General features: G+C 68.7%; 26 protein-coding genes and 1 pseudogene. 11 read left to right on the top strand and 16 right to left on the bottom strand.

The window, feature by feature from the left end; genetic code table 11:
• Positions 1-8 precede the first annotated feature (8 nt).
• The gene (locus NX1_RS20635) at positions 9-1586 is read left to right on the top strand and encodes an AAA family ATPase (protein WP_218024157.1); all 1578 of its coding nucleotides are present in this window, start codon (positions 9-11) and stop codon (positions 1584-1586) included.
• Positions 1587-1822: 236 nt separating this feature from the next.
• Here the strand turns inward: NX1_RS20635 and NX1_RS20630 are convergent, their stop codons facing one another.
• Positions 1823-2239, bottom strand: coding sequence for a hypothetical protein (locus tag NX1_RS20630; protein ID WP_068061904.1), 417 nt, complete (start codon positions 2237-2239; stop codon positions 1823-1825).
• 358 nt (positions 2240-2597) lie between these two features.
• On the opposite strand from NX1_RS20630, the gene NX1_RS20625 reads away from it, so the two are divergent.
• Complete coding sequence (locus tag NX1_RS20625; protein ID WP_068062013.1) at positions 2598-2975, top strand: YybH family protein; 378 nt, start codon at positions 2598-2600, stop codon at positions 2973-2975.
• A gap of 60 nt (positions 2976-3035) precedes the next feature.
• Here NX1_RS20625 and NX1_RS20620 read toward each other — a convergent pair whose 3' ends face one another.
• From NX1_RS20620 to NX1_RS20605, 4 genes are all read right to left on the bottom strand, one after another.
• Positions 3036-3791 carry an aminoglycoside adenylyltransferase family protein gene (locus NX1_RS20620; protein ID WP_245668601.1) on the bottom strand — a complete coding sequence of 252 codons (756 nt, stop codon included), beginning with the start codon at positions 3789-3791 and terminating at the stop codon, positions 3036-3038.
• Positions 3792-3874: 83 nt separating this feature from the next.
• Positions 3875-4876, bottom strand: a complete 1002-nt coding sequence (rsgA, locus tag NX1_RS20615) for a ribosome small subunit-dependent GTPase A (RefSeq protein ID WP_084501615.1) — start codon at positions 4874-4876, stop codon at positions 3875-3877.
• Positions 4873-6168, bottom strand: a complete 1296-nt coding sequence (gene aroA / locus NX1_RS20610) for a 3-phosphoshikimate 1-carboxyvinyltransferase (RefSeq protein WP_068062011.1) — start codon at positions 6166-6168, stop codon at positions 4873-4875. Before aroA ends, rsgA begins: the two co-directional genes overlap by 4 nt.
• Positions 6169-6288: 120 nt before the next feature.
• Entirely contained in the window at positions 6289-7797 is a 1509-nt protein-coding gene (locus tag NX1_RS20605) for an aldehyde dehydrogenase family protein (protein WP_068061896.1), read from the bottom strand.
• A 170-nt stretch (positions 7798-7967) separates the two neighbouring features.
• Between NX1_RS20605 and NX1_RS20600 the strand changes: the two genes are divergently transcribed.
• Positions 7968-8774 carry an SOS response-associated peptidase gene (locus tag NX1_RS20600; RefSeq protein WP_068061893.1) on the top strand — a complete coding sequence of 269 codons (807 nt, stop codon included), beginning with the start codon at positions 7968-7970 and terminating at the stop codon, positions 8772-8774.
• A gap of 36 nt (positions 8775-8810) precedes the next feature.
• Here the strand turns inward: NX1_RS20600 and NX1_RS20595 are convergent, their stop codons facing one another.
• Positions 8811-9197, bottom strand: coding sequence for a hypothetical protein (locus tag NX1_RS20595; RefSeq protein ID WP_068061891.1), 387 nt, complete (start codon positions 9195-9197; stop codon positions 8811-8813).
• A gap of 201 nt (positions 9198-9398) precedes the next feature.
• On the bottom strand, positions 9399-9890 hold the full coding sequence (ybaK, locus tag NX1_RS20590; RefSeq protein ID WP_068061888.1) for a Cys-tRNA(Pro) deacylase: 492 nt from the start codon (positions 9888-9890) through the stop codon (positions 9399-9401).
• A 196-nt stretch (positions 9891-10086) separates the two neighbouring features.
• Here ybaK and NX1_RS20585 point away from each other — a divergent pair, with 196 nt between their 5' ends.
• The gene (locus NX1_RS20585) at positions 10087-10851 is read left to right on the top strand and encodes a sigma-70 family RNA polymerase sigma factor (RefSeq protein WP_245668605.1); all 765 of its coding nucleotides are present in this window, start codon (positions 10087-10089) and stop codon (positions 10849-10851) included.
• A 20-nt stretch (positions 10852-10871) separates the two neighbouring features.
• Entirely contained in the window at positions 10872-11135 is a 264-nt protein-coding gene (gene rsrA, locus NX1_RS20580) for a mycothiol system anti-sigma-R factor (RefSeq protein ID WP_068062005.1), read from the top strand.
• A 73-nt stretch (positions 11136-11208) separates the two neighbouring features.
• Here the strand turns inward: rsrA and NX1_RS38720 are convergent, their stop codons facing one another.
• Entirely contained in the window at positions 11209-11283 is a 75-nt protein-coding gene (locus NX1_RS38720) for a 50S ribosomal protein bL37 (RefSeq protein WP_022597109.1), read from the bottom strand.
• A gap of 133 nt (positions 11284-11416) precedes the next feature.
• Between NX1_RS38720 and NX1_RS20575 the strand changes: the two genes are divergently transcribed.
• Positions 11417-11632, top strand: coding sequence for a biotin/lipoyl-binding carrier protein (locus tag NX1_RS20575; RefSeq protein WP_068061886.1), 216 nt, complete (start codon positions 11417-11419; stop codon positions 11630-11632).
• 20 nt (positions 11633-11652) lie between these two features.
• Positions 11653-13167 (top strand): sensor histidine kinase, encoded by a 1515-nt coding sequence (locus tag NX1_RS20570; RefSeq protein ID WP_068061884.1) that lies wholly within the window; start codon positions 11653-11655, stop codon positions 13165-13167.
• A gap of 346 nt (positions 13168-13513) precedes the next feature.
• On the opposite strand, the gene NX1_RS20565 is transcribed toward NX1_RS20570, so the two are convergent.
• On the bottom strand, positions 13514-13768 hold the full coding sequence (locus NX1_RS20565) for a WhiB family transcriptional regulator (protein WP_011211115.1): 255 nt from the start codon (positions 13766-13768) through the stop codon (positions 13514-13516).
• Positions 13769-14016: 248 nt separating this feature from the next.
• On the bottom strand, positions 14017-14964 hold the full coding sequence (locus NX1_RS20560) for a diacylglycerol/lipid kinase family protein (RefSeq protein ID WP_068061882.1): 948 nt from the start codon (positions 14962-14964) through the stop codon (positions 14017-14019).
• A 128-nt stretch (positions 14965-15092) separates the two neighbouring features.
• Here NX1_RS20560 and NX1_RS20555 point away from each other — a divergent pair, with 128 nt between their 5' ends.
• Positions 15093-15521 carry a hypothetical protein gene (locus NX1_RS20555; RefSeq protein WP_174555500.1) on the top strand — a complete coding sequence of 143 codons (429 nt, stop codon included), beginning with the start codon at positions 15093-15095 and terminating at the stop codon, positions 15519-15521.
• A gap of 17 nt (positions 15522-15538) precedes the next feature.
• On the opposite strand, the gene NX1_RS20550 is transcribed toward NX1_RS20555, so the two are convergent.
• The 5 genes and pseudogenes from NX1_RS20550 to NX1_RS37470 all read right to left on the bottom strand — a co-directional run.
• Positions 15539-16228 carry an endonuclease V gene (locus tag NX1_RS20550; protein WP_245668600.1) on the bottom strand — a complete coding sequence of 230 codons (690 nt, stop codon included), beginning with the start codon at positions 16226-16228 and terminating at the stop codon, positions 15539-15541.
• Between the two features lie 16 nt (positions 16229-16244).
• Complete coding sequence (locus NX1_RS20545) at positions 16245-16733, bottom strand: GNAT family N-acetyltransferase (RefSeq protein ID WP_084501605.1); 489 nt, start codon at positions 16731-16733, stop codon at positions 16245-16247.
• Complete coding sequence (locus NX1_RS20540) at positions 16730-17338, bottom strand: acid phosphatase (RefSeq protein WP_245668599.1); 609 nt, start codon at positions 17336-17338, stop codon at positions 16730-16732. The genes NX1_RS20545 and NX1_RS20540 overlap by 4 nt, the downstream gene beginning before the upstream one ends.
• A 46-nt stretch (positions 17339-17384) precedes the next feature.
• Positions 17385-18620, bottom strand: coding sequence for an Rv3212 family protein (locus tag NX1_RS20535; RefSeq protein ID WP_068061880.1), 1236 nt, complete (start codon positions 18618-18620; stop codon positions 17385-17387).
• A 1011-nt stretch (positions 18621-19631) separates the two neighbouring features.
• Positions 19632-21220: pseudogene (locus tag NX1_RS37470) on the bottom strand (DEAD/DEAH box helicase); the annotation flags it as partial.
• A 529-nt stretch (positions 21221-21749) separates the two neighbouring features.
• Here NX1_RS37470 and NX1_RS20525 point away from each other — a divergent pair.
• Positions 21750-22796, top strand: a complete 1047-nt coding sequence (locus tag NX1_RS20525; RefSeq protein WP_084501604.1) for an alpha/beta fold hydrolase — start codon at positions 21750-21752, stop codon at positions 22794-22796.
• Between the two features lie 75 nt (positions 22797-22871).
• Positions 22872-23567: a ferritin-like fold-containing protein gene (locus NX1_RS20520; protein WP_068061872.1), complete on the top strand. Its 696-nt coding sequence runs from the start codon at positions 22872-22874 to the stop codon at positions 23565-23567.
• Positions 23568-23620: 53 nt separating this feature from the next.
• On the opposite strand, the gene NX1_RS20515 is transcribed toward NX1_RS20520, so the two are convergent.
• On the bottom strand, positions 23621-24460 hold the full coding sequence (locus NX1_RS20515; protein ID WP_068061869.1) for a helix-turn-helix transcriptional regulator: 840 nt from the start codon (positions 24458-24460) through the stop codon (positions 23621-23623).
• A 101-nt stretch (positions 24461-24561) separates the two neighbouring features.
• On the opposite strand from NX1_RS20515, the gene NX1_RS20510 reads away from it, so the two are divergent.
• Positions 24562-25113: a YceI family protein gene (locus tag NX1_RS20510; protein WP_068061865.1), complete on the top strand. Its 552-nt coding sequence runs from the start codon at positions 24562-24564 to the stop codon at positions 25111-25113.
• The last annotated feature ends 15 nt before the right edge of the window (positions 25114-25128 follow it).

Below are 25128 nucleotides of genomic sequence, written 5' to 3'. Positions count from 1 at the left end.
GACTTGCAGTGCGTTACTTCAATACCGCGGGGCCCTGCGACCCGAAACGGCATTACATGCTTCCGGCCGCCGAGCGGCTGATCGATGCTCGCAGGCACATCGACCGCGGGCAGTATTTCGTCCTGCACGCGCCGCGACAGTCGGGGAAGACGACCAGTCTGGCGGAATTGGCGCGGGAGCTGACCGAGGAGGGAGAGTATCTTGCGCTGCACTTTTCTTGCGAGTCCGCCGAACCCTTCGCCGACGACGTCGACACCGTAGAGCGAGTCCTGCTGGACGTGATAGGAAAGCGGGCCATGGCGCGTGGGTTCGCTCCCGAGTTGTTGCCCCCCGACCCGTGGCCCGAGGCGAAGCTGGGCAATCGCCTCAACGCCGCACTCACCGCGTGGACTGCTCGTTGTCCGCGGCCGCTGGTGTTGTTCTTCGATGAGATCGACGCCATTCGCGGCGAGAGCCTGCGCAGCGTACTACGGCAACTGCGGGACGGCTACACCATCAACCGGGATGGCTTCGTACACGCGATCGTGCTGTGCGGGCTGCGCGACGTCAGAGACTACAAGGCGGCTTCCGGGGGCGACCCGTCGCGACTCGGATCCGCCAGCCCGTTCAACATCAAGGTCGAGTCGATGCGGCTCGGTGACTTCACCCATGCCGACGTGGCCGAGCTGTATTCGCAGTACGCCGAGGAAACCGGGCAGGAATTCACCTCCCGCGCAGTCGATCTCGCCTACTTCTACACCCAAGGCCAGCCCTGGCTCGTCAACGCCCTTGCGGCCGAGGTCGTCGACAAGATGCAAGTGCGAACCACGATCACCGACGACCACATCGACGAAGCCAAGGAACGGTTGATCGTCGCGCGCGCCACCCACCTGGACTCGCTGGTGTCGAAGCTCGGCGAGGATCGCGTGCGTATGGTCATCGAACCGCTGATCGCGGGCACGTTGTTGGATGCGGATCTAACGTTCAACGACGCCGTCTCCTACGTCCGGGATCTCGGCCTGATCGCCGACGACCGGCCGATCAGGATCGCGAATCCGATCTACAAGGAGGTCATCCTCCGGGTTCTCGGTTCGGCGATCGAGAACAACGTGCTTCTCGAGCCGAGCAGCTTCCGGCTGCCGGACGGGCGCCTCGACTTCCCCCGTCTGCTCACCGAATTCGCCGCATTCTGGAAACTGAACGGCGAGGTTCTCGCCGCCCAACAGGGCTACCACGAGGCGGCAGCGCAACTGGTGATGATGGCGTTCCTGCACCGAATCGTCAACGGCGGCGGGTACATCGACCGCGAATACGGCGTGGGTCGCGGCCGCATCGATCTGCTCGTCCGCCAGCCCTACACAGACGCGGACGGCCACCGAGCGTGGCAGCGCGAGGCATTGGAGCTGAAAGTCTGGCGGGACAGGGAAACCGATCCGCTCGCCGTCGGGCTCGGCCAGCTCGACGGTTACCTGGACCGATTCGAATTGAGCACCGGAGTACTGGTGATCTTCGACCGCCGCTCCGCAGCCGAGCCGATCGATCAACGCACCGCATTCTCCGAAGCGACCACACCCGCAGGACGAACGGTCACCGTCTTGCGCGCGTGAACTGTTCCCGCGTGTTTCGACCTCTCAGGGTCTGCTGGGTAGGGCACTGACCGGCATCCGACCCGAAAGGCGGGGACCTCTGCAGCCGATTGTGTTGGTTCTACGGCGGCGGTCCGCCAGTGTGCGGCCCGTCCGGCACGGAGGATGTGCCGTATCCGGATCACACGAAAAGAGGCGCCCGGGTTCTCCCGGACGCCTCAGGTATTTCGTGGCGAGGGGCCACCACGAATTGTGGGTCAGATTTGGGCGGTCCAGTTGATCGGGGGAAGACCGTCGGCGCGGCGGAGGGTGTCGGCGACCGATTCCAGGTAGAGCATCGTGCGCATGGAGAGGCCGGTGGCGACGCGGCCGAGGCGGCGCAGGGTGGGGTTGTCGAGGTCGGCGAGGACGGCCGCGTCCTCGGCGTGCGACAGGAGGGGAAGATAGGCGAAGAAGCCGGGGTCGACGCCGAAGACCTGTGCGATGGCGGAACGCAGTTCGGCCGGGACGATGGCGATGTGGCCGGTGCGCAGGCATTGCACGTAGTCGGGGGTGACCTGCCGGCCGATGGCCGTCAACCACGCCGCGACGGTCTGATCGGAGAGCGGCTGCCCGTACCGGCGCTCCCACATCTCGAACGCCAGGGTCAACCGGGTTCCGAAATCCCTGTCCACAACTGCCTCGCCTTCTGACTGCATCGTCGTTGACGAATCTCTGAATTCCCCGACACCGTAGACGGATTGATCTAGGTCGTTTGACCGATTCGGCACGGCGATCGGCTTTCTCTCCGGCAAAGGGGGGTGGGCCGAACTCTCCACTCGGAACTGTTCCCAATTCCGTACCTGCTCCCTGGTTTTGGCGCACGGATGCGGGGATTGATCACTCGCAGTGCGTGATTCGATTTCAGAGTTCGCAGAAGAGCCCATCATCGACGGCGCCGAAGCCGCGCAGCGCGTCGGCCGAATCCGGCGGCACGTCGAACGTGTTCGTAATTCTTCGTTCCCGCGCATCGCTCGGAGTACCGTCCGTGGCATGGATCGCGAAACGGTTCGCGCATGGGTGGCGGCCTACGAACGTGCCTGGCGCACACCGGGCACCAACGCGCTCGCTGAACTGTTCGTCGAGGACACCCGCTACGTGGTGTCCCCGTGGGCGAACCCGATCGTCGGCCGCACGGCGCTGGCCGAGTTCTGGGAAGCGGGCCGGGACGGACCGGACGAGCTGTTCACCATGATTTCCGACCTCGTCGCGGTGGACGGCGACACCGCGGTGGTCCGGGTCCAGGTCGAATACGAGCGCGACGATCCCGCCCGCTGGCGCGACCTGTGGATCATCCGCTTCGACGATTCCGGCCGCTGCGTGCACTTCGAGGAGTGGCCGTTCGCACCAGGGCAACCCGACGGTCACTGACCCGCGACCACCAGGCAGTCGTTTCGGTCGACCCCTCGGTTTCACCGCGATCGATGCGATTCACGCGCTGTACTGAAGTATTTCGCTGACGAGCGCGGAAGCGGTGTCGTGCGCCTGCGGAAGCCGATCGGCCCACACGTCCTCGGCGTCCCCGAGGTAAACCGCACGGGCGTGTGCGAGCGCGGGGCGGTGCTCGGCGGGAAGCCGATCGACGGCCCAGCTCGCTGCCTCGGGTTTGGCGCGAATCTCGCCCGTTTCCAATGTCATCCAGACGCGGGCCAGGCGGAGCAGCACGTTGCGAGTATCGCTGTCGAGCTCGGCGAGCAGGTCGGTGACGCCGTCGAGCAGCACGCCGCGCAGATGCTCGGGCGGTACGGGGTCGAGCAACTCGGCGGGCGGCGGGCCGACCAGTGGCGAGTCGGCCTGAAGGGTCATCGTGACCAGGACGGCGAGGCCACGATCCGGCGCCGCCGTGGGCAGCATCCCGCGTTCGTAGTCGTCACGCAGCCATTCGCCGTACTGGAAATCGAGGGTCGGCGGGAACTGCCACGGCCGCACGTCGGCCTGGGCGACCGTGCTGAGTTCGACCGGTCGCGGCGCGCCGGGTACGCGCGGATCGCCGGAAACGGTGAGCAACCCGTCGACCAGCGCCCGCCGCTGCGAATTGTCCAGCCGCCCGTCGGTGACGACGAGAATGTCGAGATCGCTGTGTGGCCGCAACCCGCCGAGCGCGGCCGAACCGTGGCGGTAGGCGCCGAGCAAGCGGGGCCCGAGTGCGGCGCGGAGCAGAGCGGCGACGGCGGCTTCCTGGGTCACCCGCTCCACCCTACTTGCGCCGGGGACGTCAGCGCGGGAAGCGGATCGTTCCCGCCAACCGACCCCAGCACGATCGGCAAGTCCTACCAGGGATCGTTGGAGTTCAGCGCCACCAGCAACCGGCGAATCGCGGCCACGCGCCGTTCCTTGTCCGGCAGCGTGTCCAGCGCGCATTCAGGATCCGCGGGCGGCCCGAGGTGGGTGCAGCCGCGCGGGCAGTCCTCGATCGCCTCGGCGAGATCGCTGAAGGCCAGGATGACGTCGTCCGGGGTGATGTGGGCGAGGCCGAAGGAGCGCACGCCGGGAGTGTCGATCACCCAGCCGCCGCCGGGCAGCGCCAGCGCGATGGACTGGGTGGAGGTGTGCTTGCCCTTGCCGACGCCGGAGACCTCGCCGACCGCCCGATCGGCATCCGGCACAAGGCGATTCACCAGGGTCGACTTGCCGACGCCGGAGTGCCCGATGAACGCGGTGAGGTGGTCGGTCAGCATGTCGAGCACCGGATCGAGCGGATCGTCGATGCCGCCGTAGACGATCGTGAGATCGAGATCGTCGAAGGCGGAGGCGAATTCGGAGTCGGCGGCCAAGTCGTGCTTGGTGAGGCACAGCACTGGACGCAGCCCGCCGACGTACGCGGCGACCATGCACCGTTCGACGAAACCCGTGCGCGGCGGCGGGTCGGCGAGCGCCACCACGACGAACAGCTTTTCGGCGTTGCCGACCACGATCCGCTCGAACGGGTCGGTGTCGTCAGCGGTGCGGCGCAGTACCGTCCTGCGCTCACCGACGCGCACGATGCGCGCCAGCGTGTCGGGTTTGCCGGACAGGTCGCCGACGACGTCCACCTGGTCGCCGACCACGATCGGGGTGCGGCCGAGTTCGCGCGCCCGCATGGCCACGATCCTGCGTTCTGGGTCGCCGTCGAGCACGCAGCCCCAGCGGCCGCGGTCGACGGAGACCACCATGGCGGACTCGGCGTCGTTGTGCTGTGGACGAGTTTTGGTGCGCGGACGCGAACTTCGGCCGGGACGAACCCGTACGTCGGATTCGTCGTAGCCCGCGGCGGAGCGTCGTGGCCGGCTCAGTGCGCGGCTCCGTCGTTCAGCATCCGCTCCCACAGCGCGACGAAATTCGGCAGCGTCTTGGCGGTGGTGCCGATGTCCTCGATCTCGACGCCGGGCACCCGCAAGCCGAGGATCGCGCCCGCGGTGGCCATCCGGTGGTCGGCGTAGGAGTGCCAGGCGCCGCCGTGCAGCGGTGCGGGAACGATCTCCAGCCCGTCCTCGGTCTCGGTGACCTTGCCGCCGAGCCGGTTGATCTCGGTGGACAGCGCGGCCAGCCGGTCGGTCTCGTGCCCGCGCAGGTGCGCGATGCCGCGCAGCCAGGACGGAGAGTCGGCCAGCGCGGCCAGCGCGGCGACGGTCGGGGTGAGCTCGCCGACGTCGTGCAGATCGATGTCGATGCCCGCCAGTCGTTCCGGCCCGCGCACGGTGAGCACGCCGTCGAAGACCCTGGCCTCCGCGCCCATGCGCACGAGGATCTCGCGGATCACGTCACCGGGCTGGGTGGTGAGTCGCGGCCAGTGCGGAATCCGCACCTCGCCGCCGGTGACCGCCGCCGCGGCCAGGAACGGTGTCGCGTTGGAGAGGTCCGGTTCCACGTCCCAGTCGACAGCGCGGATCGGACCCGGCTCGACCACCCAGGTCTGCGCCTTGCGGCTGTCGGTGGGCGCCTGCACTCGAACGTCGGCGCGGCGCAGCATCTCCACGGTCATCTCGATGTGCGGCATGGACGGCAGCGCTTTGCCGTCGTGGTGCACGGTCACGCCCTCGTCGAAACGGGCGGCGGAGAGAAGCAGCCCGGAAACGAACTGCGAGGATCCCGAGGCGTCGATGGTGACCGGGCCGCCGCGCAGCGCGCCCTTGCCGTGCACGGTGAACGGCAGCGCGTCGCCGTCGATCTCGGCGCCGAGCCCGCGCAGCGCGTCCAGGATGGTGCGCAGCGGCCGCACCCGAGCCTGGGCGTCGCCGTCGAAGGCCACATCACCGACGGCCAGCGTCGCGACCGACGGCAGGAACCGCATCACGGTGCCCGCGAGGCCGCAATCGACCGCGCCGCCGCCCAGCTTCGCCGGGGTGACGTGCAGCGTCTCGGCGTCACCCGCGATGTCCGCGCCCAGCGCGCGGAGCGCGGTGATCATGAGATCGGTGTCGCGGCTGCGCAGCGCCCCCGTGATCGTGGAGGGTCCGTCGGCGAGCGCGGCGAGGATCAGTGCGCGATTCGTGATCGATTTGGAGCCGGGCAGGGTGACGGTCGCGTGTACCGGGACATCGACGTGGGGCGCTGGCCAGAAAGTCACCAGTCCATCTTGGCCCATCGGAGGATCGGACACACTGTCGGTCGCGAACTGCGGCCGAATCGGTGCCGGGTGGACGGGCTCGCGGGTATGCGCGAACCCGTCGTCCGCGGCGGCGGGTTCGCGCATACCCCGCGTCGTCTACTTGTGCCGTCCGTGCAGGAACGGAACCAGCTTGCGCAGCAGCTTCATGGTCGAATCGGTGCGGGTGTAGCTGAGCAGCGCCATACCGGGAACCGTGAAGCGCTGCACCGCGATCGAATGCGGCCGCACGAACTCACGCAGGCCGGGTTCGCCGTGGATGCGGCCGATGCCGGAATCGGCGACCCCGCCGAACGGCAGTCCGGGGATGGCGGCGAAGGCGAGCACCGAGTTCACCGAGGTGGCGCCGACGCGCAACCGGCGCGCGATGTCCAGGCCGTTCTTCTTCGAGTACACCGCCGAGGACAGGCCGTACTTGGACTTGTTGGCCAGTTCCACCGCCTCGTCCACGCCGTCGACGGTGCGGATGGTGACGGTCGGCCCGAAGGTCTCCTCGGCCACCGCCTCGGAGTCCTCGTCCACGTCGACCAGCACCACCGGCTCGATGAACGGGCCTTTGATCGACTCGGGCCCGCCGAGTATCGCGGTGCCGCCCTTCTTCAGCGCGTCCTCGATGTGGCGGCGCACGATGTCGATCTGGCTCGGCATGGTCATCGGGCCGTAGGCGGCCTTGTCGTCCGAGCCGGGCTTGATGTCGGACAGGATCCGCTTCACCTCGGCGACGAATTCCTCACGGACCGAGCGATCGACGTAGACCCGCTCCACGCCCGCGCAAGTCTGGCCGCTGTTGGCGGTGGCGCCCCAGGCCACCGCGTCGGCCGCGGCCTTGACGTCGGCGTCGCCTGCCACGATCACCGCGTCCTTGCCGCCGCACTCCAGCAGGACCGGGGTGAGGGTCTCGGCGGCCGCGGCCATGATGCGCTTGCCGGTCGCGGTGGAGCCGGTGAAGGCGATCTTGTCGACGCCGGACTTCACCAGCGCCGCGCCGGTCGCGCCGTAGCCGTTGATGGTCTCGAAGATGCCCTCGGGCAGTTCGGGGTTGGCCTTCTTGAACGCCTCGGCGAGGAAATTGCCGATGCCAGTGGAGAATTCGCTCGGCTTGAACACCACGGTGTTGCCCGCGGCGAGGGCGTAGGCGATGGAGCCGTTCGGAGTGTAGACGGGGTAGTTCCACGGTCCGATCACGCCGATGACGCCGAGCGGGCGCTGCTCGAGACGGGCGGCGAAGTTCGACATCAGCACGCCGGGGGAGACCTTCTTCGGCGCGAGCAGCTTCTTGGCGTTCTTGGCCGCCCACGCGATGTGCTCGAGCGCGAGCATCAATTCGAGGAACGCGTCGTCGAGCGGTTTGCCGTTCTCCTTGTGGATCAGCGCGGTGAATTCCTCGGAGTCGGCGACCAAGCGGCTCGACCAGCGCAGCAGGTGCTTGCGGCGCTCGTCGAAGCTCAGCGCGCCCCAGGTGGTGGCGGCGATGCGGGCCTTGGCGACGGCCGCGCGCACCGCGTCCTCGTCGGCGATCGGGTAGGTGGCGATGACCTCGCCCGTTGCCGGGTCGACAGACTTCAGCAGCGTGTCGGGTGTGGCGGGGGTGGTCTCGGTGGTTGTCACGTGGGCTCTCCTCTTGCCTCTACGGTGGCCGGTCGGTGCGCGTGCCGGAGCGGATGGGTGTGATGGCCGCCCCATCCGTTGAGAGAATGCTAGGTCAAAACTCTCACCAGGTCACCACTCGGTATCGATTGTCCCCGAGCTTGTCGGTGTGAGGTGGGAGTATCGGAGATATGTGCGGACGATATGCGACGACGACGAACCCGGGCAGGCTCGCGGTCGAGCTGGACGCCATCGACGAGACCGGCAGCGAAAAAGACTCACGCGCAAGTGGTTTCGAGAACTATAACGTGGCGCCGACGAATCGGGTGCTGACCGTGGTCGAGCGGCGCGACCACGACCACCCCGACGACGATCCGAAGCTGCGCATCCGGCGAATGCGGTGGGGACTGATCCCCACCTGGACCAAGGCCGCCGAACCCGGCGTCCCTGCCAAGGGCAAGCCGCTCTTCAACGCCCGCGCGGACAAGGCGGCCACCACCCCTTCGTTCCGCGACGCCGTGAAATACCGGCGCTGCCTGGTGCCGATGGACGGCTGGTACGAGTGGCTGACGGAACCGGATTCGATCGGCGGCGCGAAGGGCAAGGCCGTCAAGCACCCCTACTTCATGGCCAACGCGGACGGCTCCCTGCTGTACATGGCGGGGCTGTGGTCGGTGTGGCGGGACCGCTCGGTGCGCGACAGCGAGCCGCTGCTTTCCTGCACCATCCTGACCACCGACGCGGTCGGCGACCTGGCCCGCATCCACGACCGGATGCCGCTGCCGATGGCGCGCGAGCACTGGGACGCCTGGCTGGACCCGGACCACCCGGCCCCGGCGGAACTGCTCGCGACACCGAGCGTGGACGAGGTGGCGGGCATCGTCGCGCGCCCGGTGTCGCCGCTGGTGAACAGCGTGAAGAACAACGGTCCCGAACTGCTCGCCGAGGTGTCGGGTGGCAGCGGCGCGGAGACAGCCGGGCAGATCAGCCTTTTGTGATCGCCCGGCCTTCGCGCTCCCGTCGGCTCGTGTGCCTCACAGCTTGCATTTCACCGAGTCGGTGGCGATGTTGAGCCCGCACTTGATGACGTCGGCCACCAGATCGATGATCGCGCTGGTGACGCCGCCGCTGTTCTTCTCGGCCTTGTCCGCCTTCTCGTCCAGCTCCTTGTCGAGTTCGGACTTCTTCTCGGACTTGTCGTCGGACTTCTTGTCGGAATCCCCACCGGCCAGCCCGGCGAAGGGATCGCCGTCGGACTCGTCACCGGCCAGCCCGTCGAACGGGCCCTCGACCTGAGTCGCGGACGGGCCGCCCGGCGCGGCGGCGGCCTCGGGCGCCTGCAACGCGGCGGAGCCTGCGGTCAGCAGGGCGGCTCCGGCGAGAGCGACGATCGCGGTGCGCAGACGGTAGTGCTGGGACATTTCGCATCACATCCTCGGGTCGGATGAATCGGACCTTGTTCGGTAACGCAGAAATCAGCGACTTGGAGCGGGTGACGCACAGATCAGTAACGCACAGAAGGGGCGGCGCGCCCGCTGTTTCGGGGTCGTGCCGCCCGAGGCGTTACACAGAGCAATTCGACGCCGCAGGGCCGCCGGTTGTGCCGCCCTTCGGCGTTGCCCTCAGGCCGTGATGGACGCGGTGACCGCCGACGCGGCGCGGACCAGGTCGGCGGGCGCGAGTTCGATCTCCAGTCCGCGCTTGCCCGCGCTGCACAGCACACGGTCCCAGCGCAGCGCCGAGTCGTCGACCACGGTCGGCAGCTGCTTGCGTTGCCCGAGCGGGGAGATGCCGCCGAGTACGTAACCGGTGGTGCGTTCGGCCTTGGTCTTGTCGGCCATCGCCGCCTTGGGCGCACTCAGGGCAGCGGCGGCGGCCTTGAGCGACAGCGTATTCGGCACCGGAAGCACCGCGACCGCGAGCGTGCCGGTCGACAACTCGACCACCAACGTCTTGAAGATCTGCGCCGCGCTCACGCCGAGCTCGGCGGCCAACGCATCGACCGCCTCGGCGCCGTAGGAGTCGGCGCGCGGATCGTGGGCGTAGGAGTGCACGCGGTGCGCTATGCCCGCCTTGGTCAGGGTGCGGATCGCGGGGGTCGAAGCGCCTGCCATGGGCGACAGATTAGCCGCGCGCGGCGCCCGTTCCGCAACTCGATTTCCAGCCGCCCCCGTGCCGTTCGTCCCGTGCGGGAAACCGCGAAGCGCCGCGCGTGGGAACACAGCGTGAGGCGGGCATGTTGCATGCGATAACAGGCGCGGCGGACCGCCGTCGCGCCGGACGAACAGCACGATGGACCACGTGAAGGAGATGTCGGTGTCCGTTCTGCTCGACGAACGTCCGGTGTGGACCGTCGCGTCGCCGACGAATGCCGGGTTCCCCTCCGATCTGGACTTGCCGGTAGATTTGGCAGGTACAGCTATCGAAGGGACAGGTGTGACGAGCGACGAAGGCGTGGTGCACGACGACGGCGAGGTCGGCACCGCGGTCGATGATGCCGAGCTGGCGCGGCGATTCGAGCGGGACGCGCTCCCGCTGCTCGACCAGCTCTACGGCGCGGCGCTGCGTATGACCAGGAACCCGGCCGACGCCGAGGACCTCGTGCAGGAGACCTACGTCAAGGCGTTCCAGGGGTTCAAGTCCTTCAAGGAGGGCACCAACCTGCGCGCCTGGTTGTACCGGATCCTGACGAACACCTACATCAACTCCTACCGCAAGAAGCAGCGCCAGCCCGCGCAGTACCCGACCGACGAGATCACCGACTGGCAGCTGGCCGCCACCGCGGAGCACAGCTCGACCGGTCTGCGCTCGGCCGAGGTCGAGGCGCTCGACGCACTGCCGGACGACGACATCAAGGCCGCGCTGCAGGAACTGCCGGAAGAATTCCGTATGGCGGTGTATTACGCGGACGTCGAAGGCTTCCCGTACAAGGAGATCGCCGACATCATGGGCACTCCCATCGGTACGGTGATGTCCCGGCTGCACCGCGGCCGCAAGCAATTGAAAGGTTTGCTCGCCGACGTGGCGCGCGAACGGGGGTTCAACCGCAGCGAGCGCCAGGAGGTCAAGCAGTGAGTGTGGAGCGGGACCCCGACATGGACCTCGACTGCACGGCGGTACTGGCCGACGTCTGGCTCATGCTGGACGGCGAATGTGACGACGCGACCCGCGCTCGCCTGCAGCATCATATGGATCACTGCTCGCCGTGTATCGAGGCGTACGGCATCGAGGAGAAGATCAAGAGTCTGCTCAGCCGCAAGTGCGGCGGCGACAGAGCGCCGGACTCGTTGCGCGACCGGCTGACTCTGGAGATCCACAAGTCGATCACGGTGATCAGGTCCGACAGCCCCGAGGCCTGAGACCCGAAAACGACCGAGCGGCACGCTCTTCCCAGTGGGGAGCGTGCCGCTCGGTCGTTTCGTGCGCTGCGGCTCAGGCGTTGGGCCGCTTGCCGTGGTTGGCCGCGTTTCCCTTGCGGCTGCGCTTCTTACGTCCGCGCTTACCCATAGGTAGTCTCCCTTCTGATTGAAGGCCATTCTTTCATGTGTGGTTGGCTGTACCTTCAGCGGATACGGCGCGGTGCGGCGTCGCCGCCCGAGGTCCGGCGGAGCCGCCCGATCAACCGAGTGAATGAGGTGTCATGGCTGAGGAAGTGCGCGCGGAGATGGTGTCCACGGTCATTACCGTGGACGTGGCCGTGGGCGATCACGTCGAGATCGACCAGACGCTGATCCTGCTGGAGTCGATGAAGATGGAGATCCCGGTGCTCGCCGAGCACGGCGGCGAGGTCACCGCCGTCGCGGTCGCGCCCGGCCAGGTGCTACAGCAGGGCGATCTCATCGCCGTCATCTCCTAGCGCGAAGCGGTAGACCGAACGTGGCGACACTGAGCGAGCTTCTTGCCGAACACACCGACCTGCCCGGCGTCGCCGTGGATCATCTGCAACGGGTGGTTGGAGATTGGCAGTTGCTCGCCGATCTGTCCTTCGCCGACCTGCTGCTGTGGGTCGGTGCGGGTCCGATTGTCGAAGGCGCGGACATCGTGTGCGTCGCTCAGTGCCGTCCGACCACGGCGGCTACCGTGCACGTGGAGGACCTGGTCGGCACCACCGCCGTCCAGGCCGATCATCCGCAGGTCTTCGACGCGTTGATGACCGGCAAGATCGTGCGCGCCGACAGCGATGTGGAGGCGCAGGGCGTCTATCACCCGCATCCGGTGCACGCCATCCGCGAGGCCATCCCGGTGCGCTGCGGCGACGACGTGATCGCGGTGCTTTCCCGCGACACCGACATGCAGCGCTCCCGGGTACGCAGCACCCTCGAGATCGCCTACGTCGCGTGCGCGGACGACCTGTGTCAGATGATCGCCGACGGCAGTTTCCCGACCACCGAGGACCGGGCCGCCACGCATTCCAGCCCGCGCGCGGGCGACGGCTTCATCCGGCTCGACACCGACGGCACGGTGGTCTACGCCAGCCCGAACGCGCTCTCGGCCTATCACCGGATGGGCCTGCAGAGCGATCTGGCCGGACAGGATCTGGCCGTCACCACCCGCTCGCTGATCACCGACCCGTTCGACGCCCAAGAGGTCGTCGGCGACATCCAGGCCGCGCTGGCCGGACGCACCGGACGACGCATGGAGGTCGAGGCGCGCGGCGCCACCGTGCTGCTGCGGACCCTCGTGTTGCGCCCGCACGGTGAACTCGCCGGCGCCGCGGTGCTGGTCCGCGACGTCACCGAGGTGAAGCGGCGCGACCGCGCGCTGCTGTCCAAGGACGCGACGATCCGCGAAATCCACCACCGGGTGAAGAACAATCTCCAGACCGTCGCCGCGCTGCTGCGTTTGCAGGCCCGCCGCACCGAGAACGAGGAGGCGCAGGTCGCGCTGACGGAGTCGGTGCGCAGGGTGACCTCGATCGCCTCGGTGCACGAGATGCTGTCGATGTCGGTGGACGAAGAAGTCGATCTGGACGAGGTCGTCGACCGGTTGCTGCCGATAATGGCCGACGTCGCGACCGTGCACACCACACGGATCAAGGTGCGCCGCGCGGGCTCGCTGGGCGTTTTCTCCGCCGAACGCGCCACCCCGCTGGTGATGGTGCTGACCGAGTTGGTGCAGAACGCCATCGAGCACGCCTTCGACTCCGGTCAGACCGGCACCGTGACGATTCGTTCCGAGCGCTCCGCGCGCTGGCTCGACGTGATCATCAGCGACGACGGCCGCGGCCTCCCGCCCGGCTTCAGCCTGGAAGCCTCCGATCGCCTCGGCCTGCAGATCGTGCGCACGCTGGTGACCGCGGAACTCGGCGGCTCCATCGGCCTGCACCCCGGCGCCGACGTCGGCACGGACGCCGTCCTTCGCGTCCCGCTCGGTCGTCGTTCCGGGCGCTGACCTGCGCCTTCCCCGTCGTAACCGCGCCTCTTCGAAGGGCGAAACGAGGCCACCCCGACCCTCGACCGTCCACCGTCATGTGACGAAGATCTCCCGACATGTCGGCGTGTCCTTGCGCACTTTCGGCGCGTCACCGTCCGTTACCCCGCAATCACCACAATAAGCCTGTCCAACAACAGGTTTCGAGCGCAGGGAGGGCCGTCCATGAGCGTTCGCGAGGTGAAAGAGGCCGCGAACCGCGACGAAGTCGCGGCAAAAAAACAATAGAGCCCGGCACCTCAGGGGTGCCGGGCTGAATGCTTTACCGGGCCGGGCTGAGAGGGCCCGGTAAGGCCGGTCGTCTTTGTCAGACGACGGTGCGGGTGCGGGTGCGCGCGTTGCGACGCTTGAGCGCCCTACGCTCGTCCTCACTCATACCACCCCACACGCCGGCGTCTTGTCCGGACTTCAGGGCCCAGGACAGGCAGTCGGCAGTAACGGGGCAGCGAGCGCAGACCAGCTTGGCATCGGCAATCTGCGCGAGCGCAGGACCACTGTTACCCACCGGGAAGAACAGTTCGGGGTCCTCATCGCGACAGATGGCCTTGTGGCGCCAGTCCATTCCTCTGCTCCTTTGCTGGGCGCCGCACAGGGCGCCTGTCGTTAGTGGATCGTTCACTTGTGCGACTCGAATGTTTCCGCACGGTTGCTTGTGAATGCTTTCACGAACACCGTAGATGTCAATAGGTATCCGGTGCACCGTGGGGAAGCTCACGCCATCGAGGTGTCCCCGAGGGGGACCTGCCCGGTCCTTTGTACTCGCTCGAGGTGGTTTTCGCAGCACAACCGCGAGTTTTTCGCGGCGTTTCGTCAGTGACGAGGCTGCGGCGCGACCACTTCGAGCACGTCGGGGACCGCCGTGAAATCCACCACGTTGCGTTTCCCGATAAAGTCGCCATCGATTTGCAGGCCGATGGGCTCCTTGGTCTCGATATGCACCGAAGGCACGTCGTCTTCGCGAAACAAATTGCGGGACTTGGGATTTCCGTTCGCGGACAGGAGTTGCCGGGCGAGCATGAGTGTCGGCAGCACCGCCATCGACTTGACGGCGAACACGCCGAGCCCCGTTTCGAAGCTCGTGCCGGGGTTGGTGCGCACCGGCGTGGCGTTCAGGTACGTCCACGGACTGGCGTTCGTGACGAACGCGTAGTGCACTCCGTCAACTACTTCGTGTCCCGGAATTTCGATGCGAATGTCCGGTTCCCGGCGCTTCGCGCGAAAGAATTGTCGCACAGTTGTTCGAATATAACGACCGGGAGTGGCGGCATTGCCTTTGGCGCGACTGGCGTCGATGGCCTCGCACACGTCGGCGTCGAGTCCGACGCCCGCGCTGAAGGTGAACCAGCGGTCGTCGGCGAGGCCGAGACCGATGGTGCGGTCGTGTTCCAGCGTCAGCAAGTCGATCAATTGGTTGGTCGCGGTCACGGGATCGGGGGAGATGCCGAGCGCTCTGGCGAACACGTTGGCCGAGCCGCCGGGGATCACGCCGAGCCGGGGAATGAACGCCTGCCCGTCGTTCAGTTCGGGCAGCGGCAAGAAACCGTTGATGGTCTCGTTGACCGTCCCATCGCCACCGTGCACGACGATCAGATCCATCTCGTTGGTCGATGCCCACTGGGCCAGTTCGGCCGCGTGGCCGCGATGCTGAGTGTGCGCAACGGTCAGCTGAGTGCGGCTCTCCAGGGCGTGCGCCAGTAGGTCTCGGGTCGCCGGTGTGGTCGAGGTGGCATTCGGGTTCACGATCAGCAACGTCCGCACGTTCGCAGCCTAGTAGGCGCGGCGGAGCGGGTTCGCCGGCAGCAGGCCCACGCAGGGAGCGCGGCGGGTGGCGTCGGCTGGCGCGGCCGTGACCGGGCACACCCTACGACGCGTCGTAGGCTTGGCGCGTGGCGGAAAGCGGCAAGACAGAGGTTTCGGCGGACGTGGTTCCCGCGACGGTGCGCGGTGCGGGCGGACTGGTCGCGTTGGAAGGCGCGGTCGCGGTGACCGTCGCGATCGTGCTCGTGGTGCGCGGGCTGCTCGGTCACGACCAGTCGCAGGCCAGCGGCTACGGCACTGCGGCATGGTTCGGGATTCTCGGCGGCGCGGTGCTGGCTGCGGGCGTCGGGCTGCTGCTCGGCCGCCGCTGGGGACGGGCCATCGCCGTCATCGCCCAGATCTTGCTGCTCCCCGTGGCGTGGTCGCTGCTCACCGATTCGCATCAGCCGGTGTACGGCGCGCTGCTCGGCGTCGTCGTGGTCGCCGCGCTGATCTTGCTGTTCGTGCCGTCCTCGACCCGCTGGATGGCCAGGGACTACGGGGTCGCGCCGGACTAGCCGGACGCCGCACGGCACTACCGCGCGGCCGCGATCGCCTCCCGCAACGCCTGCCTGCACAGCGCGTCGGCCTGCCGGGTGGTCTCCGGCTGGCGGTATTGCGGCGTGAGCGCGAGCACCTGCGCGCAGGCGGTGTCGAGGTCGATCAGATGCCCGACCGAGACGAACACCGGCTTCACGCCCGTCCGCGTGCGCAGTGCCCTGCCGACCACCTCGCCGTCGATGACCAGATCCGCCGCGTCGCCGCGTCGCGGCCCGGGCTCGGTGTAGTCGCCCCACGCGTTCTTGGCCACCCCGATCGTCGGCACCCCGGCCAGCACGCCGACGTGGCAGGCAAGGCCGAAGCGGCGCGGATGGGCCGAGCCTTGGCCGTCGCAGATCAGCAGATCCGGTGTGGCGCTGAGTCGTTCGAGCACGCCGAGGGTGGTTGGCAACTCTCGGAAGGCCAGCAGACCCGGCACGTACGGGAAGCTCACCGCGCCGTGAGCGACGGCGGTGTCGACGGTCGTGAGCGTCGCGGCGTCCAGCGCGACGGCCGCCGCGGCGACCACCCCGCTCTCGTCGTCGTAGGCCGAGTCGAGCCCGGCGATCGTCTGGAACGCGGGCGGACGAGGATTCGCCGCGACCACGAGCGGACGTAGCGCGTCCTGGATCGCCATCGCCTCCTCGGCGTCGGCGGGCCAGCGATCGGGGATGTCGATCAGCACCGGTCCTCCGCGCGGCTCAGGACGCTTCGGCGGCCAGCTTCACCAGCTCGCCGCCCGACAGCCGATACCCGACCCACTCGTCCTGTTCTTCCGCTCCGAGCGAGCGGTAGAAGTCGATGGACGGCGTGTTCCAGGTGAGCACCGACCAGGAGACGCGGCTGTAGCCCTTGTCGACGGCCTCCTTGGCCAACGCGGCGATCAGCGCCTTGCCGTAGCCCTTGCCCCGCGTCTCCGGCTTGACGTACAGGTCCTCCAGATAGATGCCGTGCACGCCGTCCCAGGTGGAGAAGTTCAGGAACCAGATCGCGCAGCCGACAACGCCGGTCTCGTCCTCCGCCACGTGCGCGAACAGCGCGGGCGCTGGCCCGAACAGCGCTGCGCGCAGCTGCCCCAGCGTGAGCGTGCACTCGTGGCGCGCCTTCTCGTACTCGGCGAGGTCGTAGACGAGGTCCACCAGCGCCGGGACGTCGGCGGGGGTGGCGCGGCGGATCCGGTCGGTGGTCACTTGGCTCCCTCGATGGTCGAAACGATGTTGTGCGCGTGGATGGTTCGCTCGTCGTGCTCGTAGCCGAGCAAGCTGATCGCGGCGGTGGACATGGTGAAGCGGCGGCCCTCGACGACCTCGAACTCGGCCCAGCGCGCGATCAGCACGCGGGAGAAGTGCCCGTGGCCGACCAGCACCACATCCCGCTCCGGCAGGACGGGTTCGACGGTCGCGAGGACCCGGTCGGCCCTGGCGCGGACCTGTTCGGCCGTCTCGCCGCCGGGCGTCACGCCGGTCCAGATGGTCCAGCCCGGCGCTCTCTCGCGGATCTCCTTGGTGGTGGTGCCCTCGTAGTCGCCGTACTCCCATTCGGCGAGGTCGTCGTCGACGGTGGACTCGGGGAGACCGGCCAGCGCCGCGGTGTGCACCGCCCGCTGCCGCGGGCTGGTCAGGACGAGCGGATCGCGCAGCTTCAGCTCGGCGAGCGCCTGTCCCGCGGCCTCGGCCTGCCGCTCGCCGTGCTCGGTGAGCGGCAGATCGGTGCGACTGGTGTGCCGCAGTTCGCGCGACCAGGTCGTCTCGCCGTGCCGGAGCAGAACCAGCCGGGCGTGGTTGTGTGCGGACATGTTCTCCATCATGGTCACGCGGTCACCCCGCCGCTCACCCGGTGCGTCAGCCGAGCGCGTGCAGCTCCCCGCCGCGCAGCTCGAGCACCGTGGTGCCGAGTACGGCAAGGGAGATCGGATCGCCCGTGTAGCCGGGCCGCTCGACCGGGATGCGGCCCACCTCGGCGCCCGACGTCGTGTCGAGCACGGCCATGCCGTCCGCGACCGGCATCAGCAGCCGTCCGGCCATCAGCGCGGGCGAGCCCAGCGCGTTGGGGGCGGCCCACAGCGGATCGAAAGTGCTCGCGTTCAAAGCGATCAGGCTGTTGCCGGTGAACACCAGATAGGACGAGCCGATCCGGGTGGTGGTCGCGTTCTCCGAGAGGGGCGCGGAAAGCTGATGTACCACAAGGGGATTGCCGGTGCTGTCGTACACGGCGAGCCGCGGTGGCGCGGATTCGCCTGTGCCGGAGGCGGTTCCGCCGGGCAGGTAGAGCACGATCCGGCTGTCCGACACCGCGATCACCCTGACGTCCTGCGCGTCGGCGCCGGGACCCGCCAGCACGTGCGAACCGTACTCCTCGGGCACCGTGTTGTCCTTGGGCGCCGGGTTGAGCACCGTCAGCCGGGTCGCCGGATCCTCGGGGCAGCGCTCGAGCACGGCGAGGCGGGACGAGCTGGAACCGGCCGAGAGCAGCGTGCAGCCTTTGCGCGGTTGGGTTTTCACGTTCACCGGCGCGTCGACGTAGCCGTACTCCAGCGTCCGCACCAGATCCGAGCGCCACATCTCCAGCCGCCGCTCGCCCTGCGCGAGCACGTAGGTGCCGTCGACGGAGAGGCGCACGCTCGGATCCATGTAGCTGCTGCGCGCGGTGCGCCGTTCCCCGGTGTCGCCCGCCAGCAGGGTGGCCTGACTGCAACCGCGCTGGTCCCGGTACACCGCGATCACCATGCCGAACTGCGACTCCACCCCGCACAGCGGCATATCCCGCCGGTAGCGCCACAATTCGGCGCCGGTGACCGGGTCGCGTCCGGTGACGGAGCCGTTCGTCCCGGTGATCACCGCCCCACCGGAGACCAACGTGCGCGCGGAGGCGTCGTCGGGCGCGTGCCACAGCTCCCGAAGGTTCGCGGGTAGCTTGTCGGCCGTCGGCGGGGTGGTCGCCGGGGTCTGCGCCGTCACCGATTCGGTGCCCGTCGCGTCGCCGCGCGCCCACACCACCAGAGCCGCGACCACCACGAGCACGGCGATCGCGACTGCGGAGATGATGTCGGCGCGCGTCCGCCGCTCAGGTGCGAGCACGATTGCGAGACTAGCGGATCCGCCGAACTACGCCGAAGCAGCCGTTCCCGCCGTGGCCGCGATGGCCTCGCTCACCTCCGCCTCGTCGGCCTTGCGCTTGCGGCGCCGCACCGGCTTCTCGGCGGCCTCCGCGTCCGCGGGAGCGTCGCCGTTCCCGTCGACCGCCGCGGCCGTCTTGCGGGTGCGTCGACGCTTGATCGGTTCGGCCGGGGCCTCGCCGTTGGCGTTCTCGGTGCCGTTGTCGGCGGTTTCGGTCGTGGCCGTTTTGCGGGTGCGTTGGCGTTTGGCCGGTTCGGCTGCGGTTTCGCCGTTGCCGTTCTCGGTGCCGTTCTCGGCCGTGGCCGTCTTACGGGTGCGTCGACGCTTGACCGGTTCGGCCGGGGCCTCGCCGTTGGCGTTCTCGGTGCCGTTGTCCGCGGCTTCGGTCGTGGCCGTTTTGCGGGTGCGTTGGCGTTTGACCGGTTCGGCCGGGGCCTCGCCGTTGGCGTTCTCGGTGCCGTTGTCCGCGGTCTCGGCCGTGGCCGACTTGCGGGTACGTCGGCGGACGGGCTTCGCGGGCGCTTCCTCGGCGGTCGCCTCGGATGTCGCGGTCGCGTCTGACGCGGGCGTTGCGACCTCCGCCGCGACAGGCGACGCGGTTTCGGCCTCCGCTGACGTCGCGGTTACGGCTGCGAAGGATGCTCCGGTCTCGACCGCGACGGGTGCCGCGGTTTCGGCTTCGGTAGGCGTCGCGGTTTCCGCCGCAGTCGCTTTCGCGGTTTCTGCCGTGCCAGCCGTCGTGGTGTGAGCCGCGATGGCCGTCGCGTTGCCGGTCGCGGCGTTCGCAGCCGTGACAGGTGCCGCGTTCTCGGCCGCGACGTGCTCGGCCGCCTCGACGGTTTCCGGAGCGCTGTTCTCGTCCGCGGTCTTGCGACGACGACGCCTGCGCCGGGCCGGAGCCTCGGCGGTCGCCGCCTCCGCGCCGCTGTCGGCGATCTCCGCCTCGAAGCGCTCCCCAGCGTTCTCGGTCGGCTCGCCTTCGGCGCTCGTTTCCGTCACACCGTTGTCGGCGCCTTCGGCCCCGCCGGAGCGGCGGCGACGGCGGCGACGGCGGGACTTGCCCTCCTCCGCGTTCGGCGCGGCGGTCTGCTCGACGTCGCTTCCCTCGCCCTCGACGGTCGACTCGGCGCCGACCTCGGCCCCCTCGACCGGCCTGCCGCCGCGTGTGCGCCTGCGGTTGCGCTTGCGCGGAGATCGCGCCTCGCGCTCGACCACCACGTCGTCCTCGTCGCGGACCGGGCGCGCCTTGCGCACCGTGCCGGTGACACCCTCGGGGATGCCGAGGTCGCTGAACAGGTGCGGCGAGCGCGAGTAGGTCTCCACCGGATCGGGGATGCCGAGGCCGAGCGCGGTGTCGATGGAGGACCAGCGGTTGAGCTCGTCCCAGTCGATCAGCGTCACCGCGACGCCGGTGCGGCCTGCACGGCCGGTGCGGCCGATCCGGTGCACGTAGGTCTTCTCGTCCTCGGGGCACTGGTAGTTGACGACGTGCGTGACGTCGTCGATGTCGATGCCGCGGGCGGCCACGTCGGTGGCGACCAGCACGTCGACGCTGCCCTTGCGGAACTTGGTCAGCGCCTTCTCGCGAGCGATCTGACCGAGGTCGCCGTGCACCGCGCCCACCGCGAAACCGCGCTCGGCCAGGTCGTCGGCGACCTTCTGCGCCGTGCGCTTGGTGCGCGTGAAGATCATGGTGGCGCCGCGGCCCTCGGCCTGCAGCACCCGCGCGATCAACTCGGCCTTGTCCAGCGCGTGCGCCCGGTACACGAACTGCGCGGTGCGGTCGTGCACAGCGGAGTCGTGCGGCTCCTCGGCCCTGATGTGGGTCGGGCGGGTCAGGAAGGTGCGGGCCAGGGTGATGATCGGACCAGGCATGGTGGCCGAGAACAGCATCGTCTGGCGCTTCTCCGGCACCATGGTCAGGATGCGCTCGATGTCGGGGAGGAAGCCCAGATCGAGCATCTCGTCGGCCTCGTCCAGCACGAGCACGCCGATCTTGCCCAGGATCAGATGGTTCTGCTTGGCCAGGTCCAGTAGTCGGCCCGGGGTACCCACCACGACATCGACGCCCGACCGCAGCGCCGCGATCTGCGACTCGTAGGGGCGGCCGCCGTAGATCGAGGCGACCTGCAGCTTGCCCTGGTGGTTGCGCAGGTACTTGCTCGCGTTCTCCAGATCCTCGGTGACCTGGATGCACAGCTCGCGGGTCGGCACGATGACCAGCGCCCGCGGCGTGCCGTCCAGCGGCGTGGTACCGGAATCGGCGGTGGCGATGCGGTGCAGCAGCGGCACGCCGAATCCGAAGGTCTTGCCCATGCCGGTGCGTGCCTGACCGATGAGATCCTCGCCGGCCAGCGCCAGCGGGAGGGTCAGTTCCTGAATTGCGAAGGTGCGTTCGATGCCGATCTCGGCGAGCGCGCGAACGATTTCCTCGCGTACCCCCAATTCGGCGAATGTCGGGGCGGTATGTGTCGCGTCCAGTTCGGCCGTCAACAGCGTGTCCGCCACACCGGGTTCCTGCTCGACAGTGATCTTGCTCAGGTTCGTGCCTTCCTCGTTATCGCGTCACGCGCGCACGAGGCGTGGGGCGGACCGGCCGGTCCGCGACAACCACGTATCCGCCGATAATGCTCGCCGCAGCCGGATGTCGTCGGGTGCCGCCTGTCGACAGCAACTACCGGGGAACATCGGCGCAGCGCAGTCGCGGTGCGGATCTGGTGCGCGCACATTTTCCTGGACATCGGAAGCCCCAGCGCCACACCTAGCGGCGGACGCGCGGGCAACGAAAGTTTCCGTTGTCCGCAGCGATTGTAGCGTGATATTGTGCACGGCTCGAATTGCCGTTGCCGTTATAGTGCGGTAAAAGTCCGGTTTCCGTTGCGCGCGCGCCGACCGACGCTGCGCGACTTGACAATTCACCGTCGTCGCGGAATCCGTCACAGCCCCCGAAAAGCTACGTTCCGGTGACCTTCGCGCGCGCCGCGCCCGGCCGGTCGGGCCGGTCGGCTGCCGCGGGAGTCCGACGTGCGGAAACCTCGCAAAACGGACTTGCCTGTTACCGCCGGTACCCCACTGTGAGACATTCTTGGGGTGAGCATCGCAGAGACCGTCACCATCGCCGCCCGCAACGCCTGGGCGCTGACCTTCGGCTCGGGTGTCGAGGCGCCGGACCCGGCCCCGTCGACGGTGCTTTCGGACGAGCCGCACCGCCTGCTGCGCCGCTACGACGGAGGCGCCTCGGACGGCACGTCCGCTGTCCTCCTCGTGCCGCCGCTCGCGGCGCCCGCCAGCTGCTTCGACCTGCGTCCCGGCCAGAGCCTGGCGCGCTTCCTGCGCGACTCCGGCCGCGCCACCTACCTCGTCGACTACGGCGAGATCACCTTCGCCGACCGCAGGATGGGCTTCGAGGACTGGATCGACGACATCCTGCCGGAGGCGATCACGCGCACGTCCGCCGATATCGGCGGCAAGCCGGTCGACCTGGTCGGCTGGTCGATCGGCGGAACGCTGGCGCTGCTCACCGCCGCCGCGCACGCGCACCTGCCGATCCGCTCCATCACCGCCGTCGGCTCCCCGCTGGACTACGACAAGATGACCGGCATCCCGCAGCTGCGCGCGGTCGCCGAGCTGACCGGCGGCATCGCCACCTCGACCGCGGTCAGGGCGGCGGGCGGCATCCCGGCTCGGCTCACCCGCGCGGCCTACCGGGTCACCGCGTGGGACCGCGAACTCACCAGGCCGTGGTTCGTGGCGAGCAACATCGCCCGCACCGAGACGCTGGCCAAGATGGAGTCCATCGACCGGTTCATGGCCGCGATGCCCGGTTATCCCGGCCGCTTCTACGGACAGCTGTGGGGTCGCCTGATCCTGAACAACGACATCGGCCGCGGTGTCGTACGGCTCGGCGATCGGCGCATCGCGCTCGCCGACGTGACGGCGCCCGTGCTTCTCGTCGGCGGGCCTGCCGACGCCATCACCCCCGCCGCGGCCGTCGAGGCGGGCACTCGCACGCTGACCGGCTCGGCGTCCGTTCGCTACGAGACTTCGCCGGGCAGCCACCTCGGTATCCTCGCCGGTGAGACCGCGCGCGACACCACCTGGGCCTACCTCGACAAGTTCCTCGCGGAACAGAACTGATCGGCCTGCCTTTCCTTCGGCCTCGCACGGGCTGTCGGCCGCCTTTGCTCCGCCGAGCCTATTAAGCTAGGCGGCATGGGAGCACAGTCATCTGCAGCGCTTGGCGTTTCGTTCGATCCAACTTCGCCCATCGCCGCAGACCATCCCGGCGTGGCCGAGCTGTTCGCCGTGCTCGCCTACGGTGAGATCTCCGCGTTCTACCGGCTGGCCGAGGAGGCCAAGCTGTCGCCGACCCTGCGCGGGAAGGTCGCCGTCGCCAAGATGGCCTCCGCGGAGATGGACCACTTCAAGACCCTCGAGGCGGCGCTCGCCGATCGGGGAATCGATGTCTTCGACGCCATGGCGCCGTTCGTGCGCGCGCTCGACGCCTACCACGCGTCCACCGACCCCTCGACCTGGCTCGAGTCGATGGTGAAGTTCTACGTTGGTGACGGCATCGCCGCCGACTTCTACAGCGAGATCGCAGGCGCGCTGTCGCCCGACGTGGCCACCGTCGTCCGCGACGTGCTCGCCGAGACCAGCCACTCGGAGTTCGTGGTCGAGGAGGTGCGGCGGGCGGTGTCGGCCAGTCGCTCCCAGCGCGACCGGCTCACGCTCTGGGGCAGGCGACTGCTCGGCGAGGCGATCACCCAGGCCCAGTACGTCATGGCGCAGCGCGACGAACTCACCGATCTGGTGCTCACCGCCACCGGCGATCTCAACGGCATCGCCGCGCTGTTCGAGCGCATGCAGGACAGCCACGCCAAGCGGATGGCCGTTCTCGGGATCTGAGCCTCGGCCCGAACAGGCGCGGGCTTCGACCCGCGCACGGCCGTGAGATCGCCCTATTCGTTCGCGGCCCGGTTGTGCACCAGGCGCAGTCCCTGCGAGCGGGTCGCGGCCTGGTCGAGCAGCCAGACGACGACGCTCTGGTCGCGGTCGGTCGTCATGGTCTCGAACGGCACGTCGACCTCGCCGTAGACCGGGTGATCGAACTCCAGCACGCTCGACACCGGCTCGCCGCCGACCCGGTGCGGCTTCCACCGCTCCAGGAACTGCGGCTCGCGCTGGAGCGCGTCGATCATCCCGAGCAACTCCTCGTCGCCGGGCCAGCGCAGCTTCGCCCACAGCAGCGCGGTCGCCATCGTGTCCGCGGCGGCGGGCCAGTTCCGCAGCGTCCGCCGCGCCCGCGGATCGGTGAACGTGTACCAGGCCGGGTTTGCCTCGCCGTGCTCGCCGATCAGGCCGAGCGGGGTCGCGAAATCGGCCCAGGCGTGGTTCCAGCCGAGCACGTTCAGCCGCCTGCCGATGACGAACGCCGGCGTCGGCTGCAGCGCGTCGAGTACCGCGCGGATCGTCTCGCCGAGCTGTTCGGTGGGTGATTCGCTACCGGGACAACGGGATTCGTTGCCGGAGGCGAGCGCGAGCAAGCCGAAGTGATGCCGCTGCGCGCCCTCGAGCAACAGCGCGTCGGCGAGCGCGTCGACCACGGCCACCGAAGGGTTGGTGTCGCGACCTTGCTCCAGCCGGGCCAGGTAGTCGGCGCTCACCCCTGCCCGCACCGCGACCTCTTCGCGGCGCAGTCCCGGCGTACGACGCCTGCCGCCCTCGGGCATTCCGACGTCGGCGGGCCGGAGCTCGCCGCGACGGGCGACGAGGAATTCGGCGAAACCGTTGCGTGCCATGTCACCATCGTGCCCGTTCCGCGGATATTCAGCCTCGCCCTGGCAGGTCCAGGATAACCGCGGTCTGGCTACCGGACCGCGGTCCGGACAAGGTCGATGGCATGACGAACACTTCCGCACCCAGCGCCGACACCCAGCAGCTGAAGCCAGGATCCTGGGCACTGGACGCCGCCCACTCCTCGGTCGCGTTCACGATCCGCCATCTCGGCATCTCCAAGGTGCGCGGCGGATTCACCCGCTTCGAGACCGAATTCGTGGTCGACGACGCGGGCGCCGCGACGCTCGGCGCCACCATCTACCTCGACTCGTTCGACACCGGCAACCCCGACCGCGATGCTCACATCCGCACCGCCGACTTTCTCGACGTGGCCAACCGGCCGACGCTGACCTTCCGCTCGCCACGGCCGGTGCAGGTCGCCGAAACGTTCACCGTCGAGGGCGAGGCCACCCTCGGTCCGGTCACCAAGCCCGTCACCCTCGAGGTGGAATGGGGCGGCGTGCGGGACTTCGGCCCGACCGGCGACCGGCACGCCGGATTCTCCGCCACCGGAACCATCAAGCGCACCGACTTCGGCGTCGGCGGCCCTATGCCAGGCATGCTCAGCGACGCCGTGAAGATCGAGCTGGAGATCCAGCTGATCGAACCCAAGTGACCGACCGTCGGGCCG

The sequence above is a fragment of the Nocardia xishanensis NBRC 101358 genome, from assembly GCF_001613365.1.
Lineage (GTDB): Bacteria > Actinomycetota > Actinomycetes > Mycobacteriales > Mycobacteriaceae > Nocardia > Nocardia xishanensis.
The sequence above is the reverse complement of the archived record's forward strand: the minus strand, read 5'-3'. Positions and strand labels throughout refer to the sequence as shown.

Excerpts from the sequence above, each read along its gene's own strand:
- NX1_RS20625 (WP_068062013.1), top strand. The coding sequence starts at position 2,598 with ATGGATCGCGAAACGGTTCGCGCATGGGTGGCGGCCTACGAACGTGCC.
- aroA (WP_068062011.1), bottom strand. The coding sequence starts at position 6,168 with ATGGGCCAAGATGGACTGGTGACTTTCTGGCCAGCGCCCCACGTCGAT.
- NX1_RS20600 (WP_068061893.1), top strand. The coding sequence starts at position 7,968 with ATGTGCGGACGATATGCGACGACGACGAACCCGGGCAGGCTCGCGGTC.
- NX1_RS20595 (WP_068061891.1), bottom strand. The coding sequence starts at position 9,197 with ATGTCCCAGCACTACCGTCTGCGCACCGCGATCGTCGCTCTCGCCGGA.
- ybaK (WP_068061888.1), bottom strand. The coding sequence starts at position 9,890 with ATGGCAGGCGCTTCGACCCCCGCGATCCGCACCCTGACCAAGGCGGGC.
- NX1_RS20585 (WP_245668605.1), top strand. The coding sequence starts at position 10,087 with ATGTCGGTGTCCGTTCTGCTCGACGAACGTCCGGTGTGGACCGTCGCG.
- rsrA (WP_068062005.1), top strand. The coding sequence starts at position 10,872 with ATGGACCTCGACTGCACGGCGGTACTGGCCGACGTCTGGCTCATGCTG.
- NX1_RS20575 (WP_068061886.1), top strand. The coding sequence starts at position 11,417 with ATGGCTGAGGAAGTGCGCGCGGAGATGGTGTCCACGGTCATTACCGTG.
- NX1_RS20565 (WP_011211115.1), bottom strand. The coding sequence starts at position 13,768 with ATGGACTGGCGCCACAAGGCCATCTGTCGCGATGAGGACCCCGAACTG.
- NX1_RS20540 (WP_245668599.1), bottom strand. The coding sequence starts at position 17,338 with ATGTCCGCACACAACCACGCCCGGCTGGTTCTGCTCCGGCACGGCGAG.
- NX1_RS20520 (WP_068061872.1), top strand. The coding sequence starts at position 22,872 with ATGGGAGCACAGTCATCTGCAGCGCTTGGCGTTTCGTTCGATCCAACT.
- NX1_RS20515 (WP_068061869.1), bottom strand. The coding sequence starts at position 24,460 with ATGGCACGCAACGGTTTCGCCGAATTCCTCGTCGCCCGTCGCGGCGAG.
- NX1_RS20510 (WP_068061865.1), top strand. The coding sequence starts at position 24,562 with ATGACGAACACTTCCGCACCCAGCGCCGACACCCAGCAGCTGAAGCCA.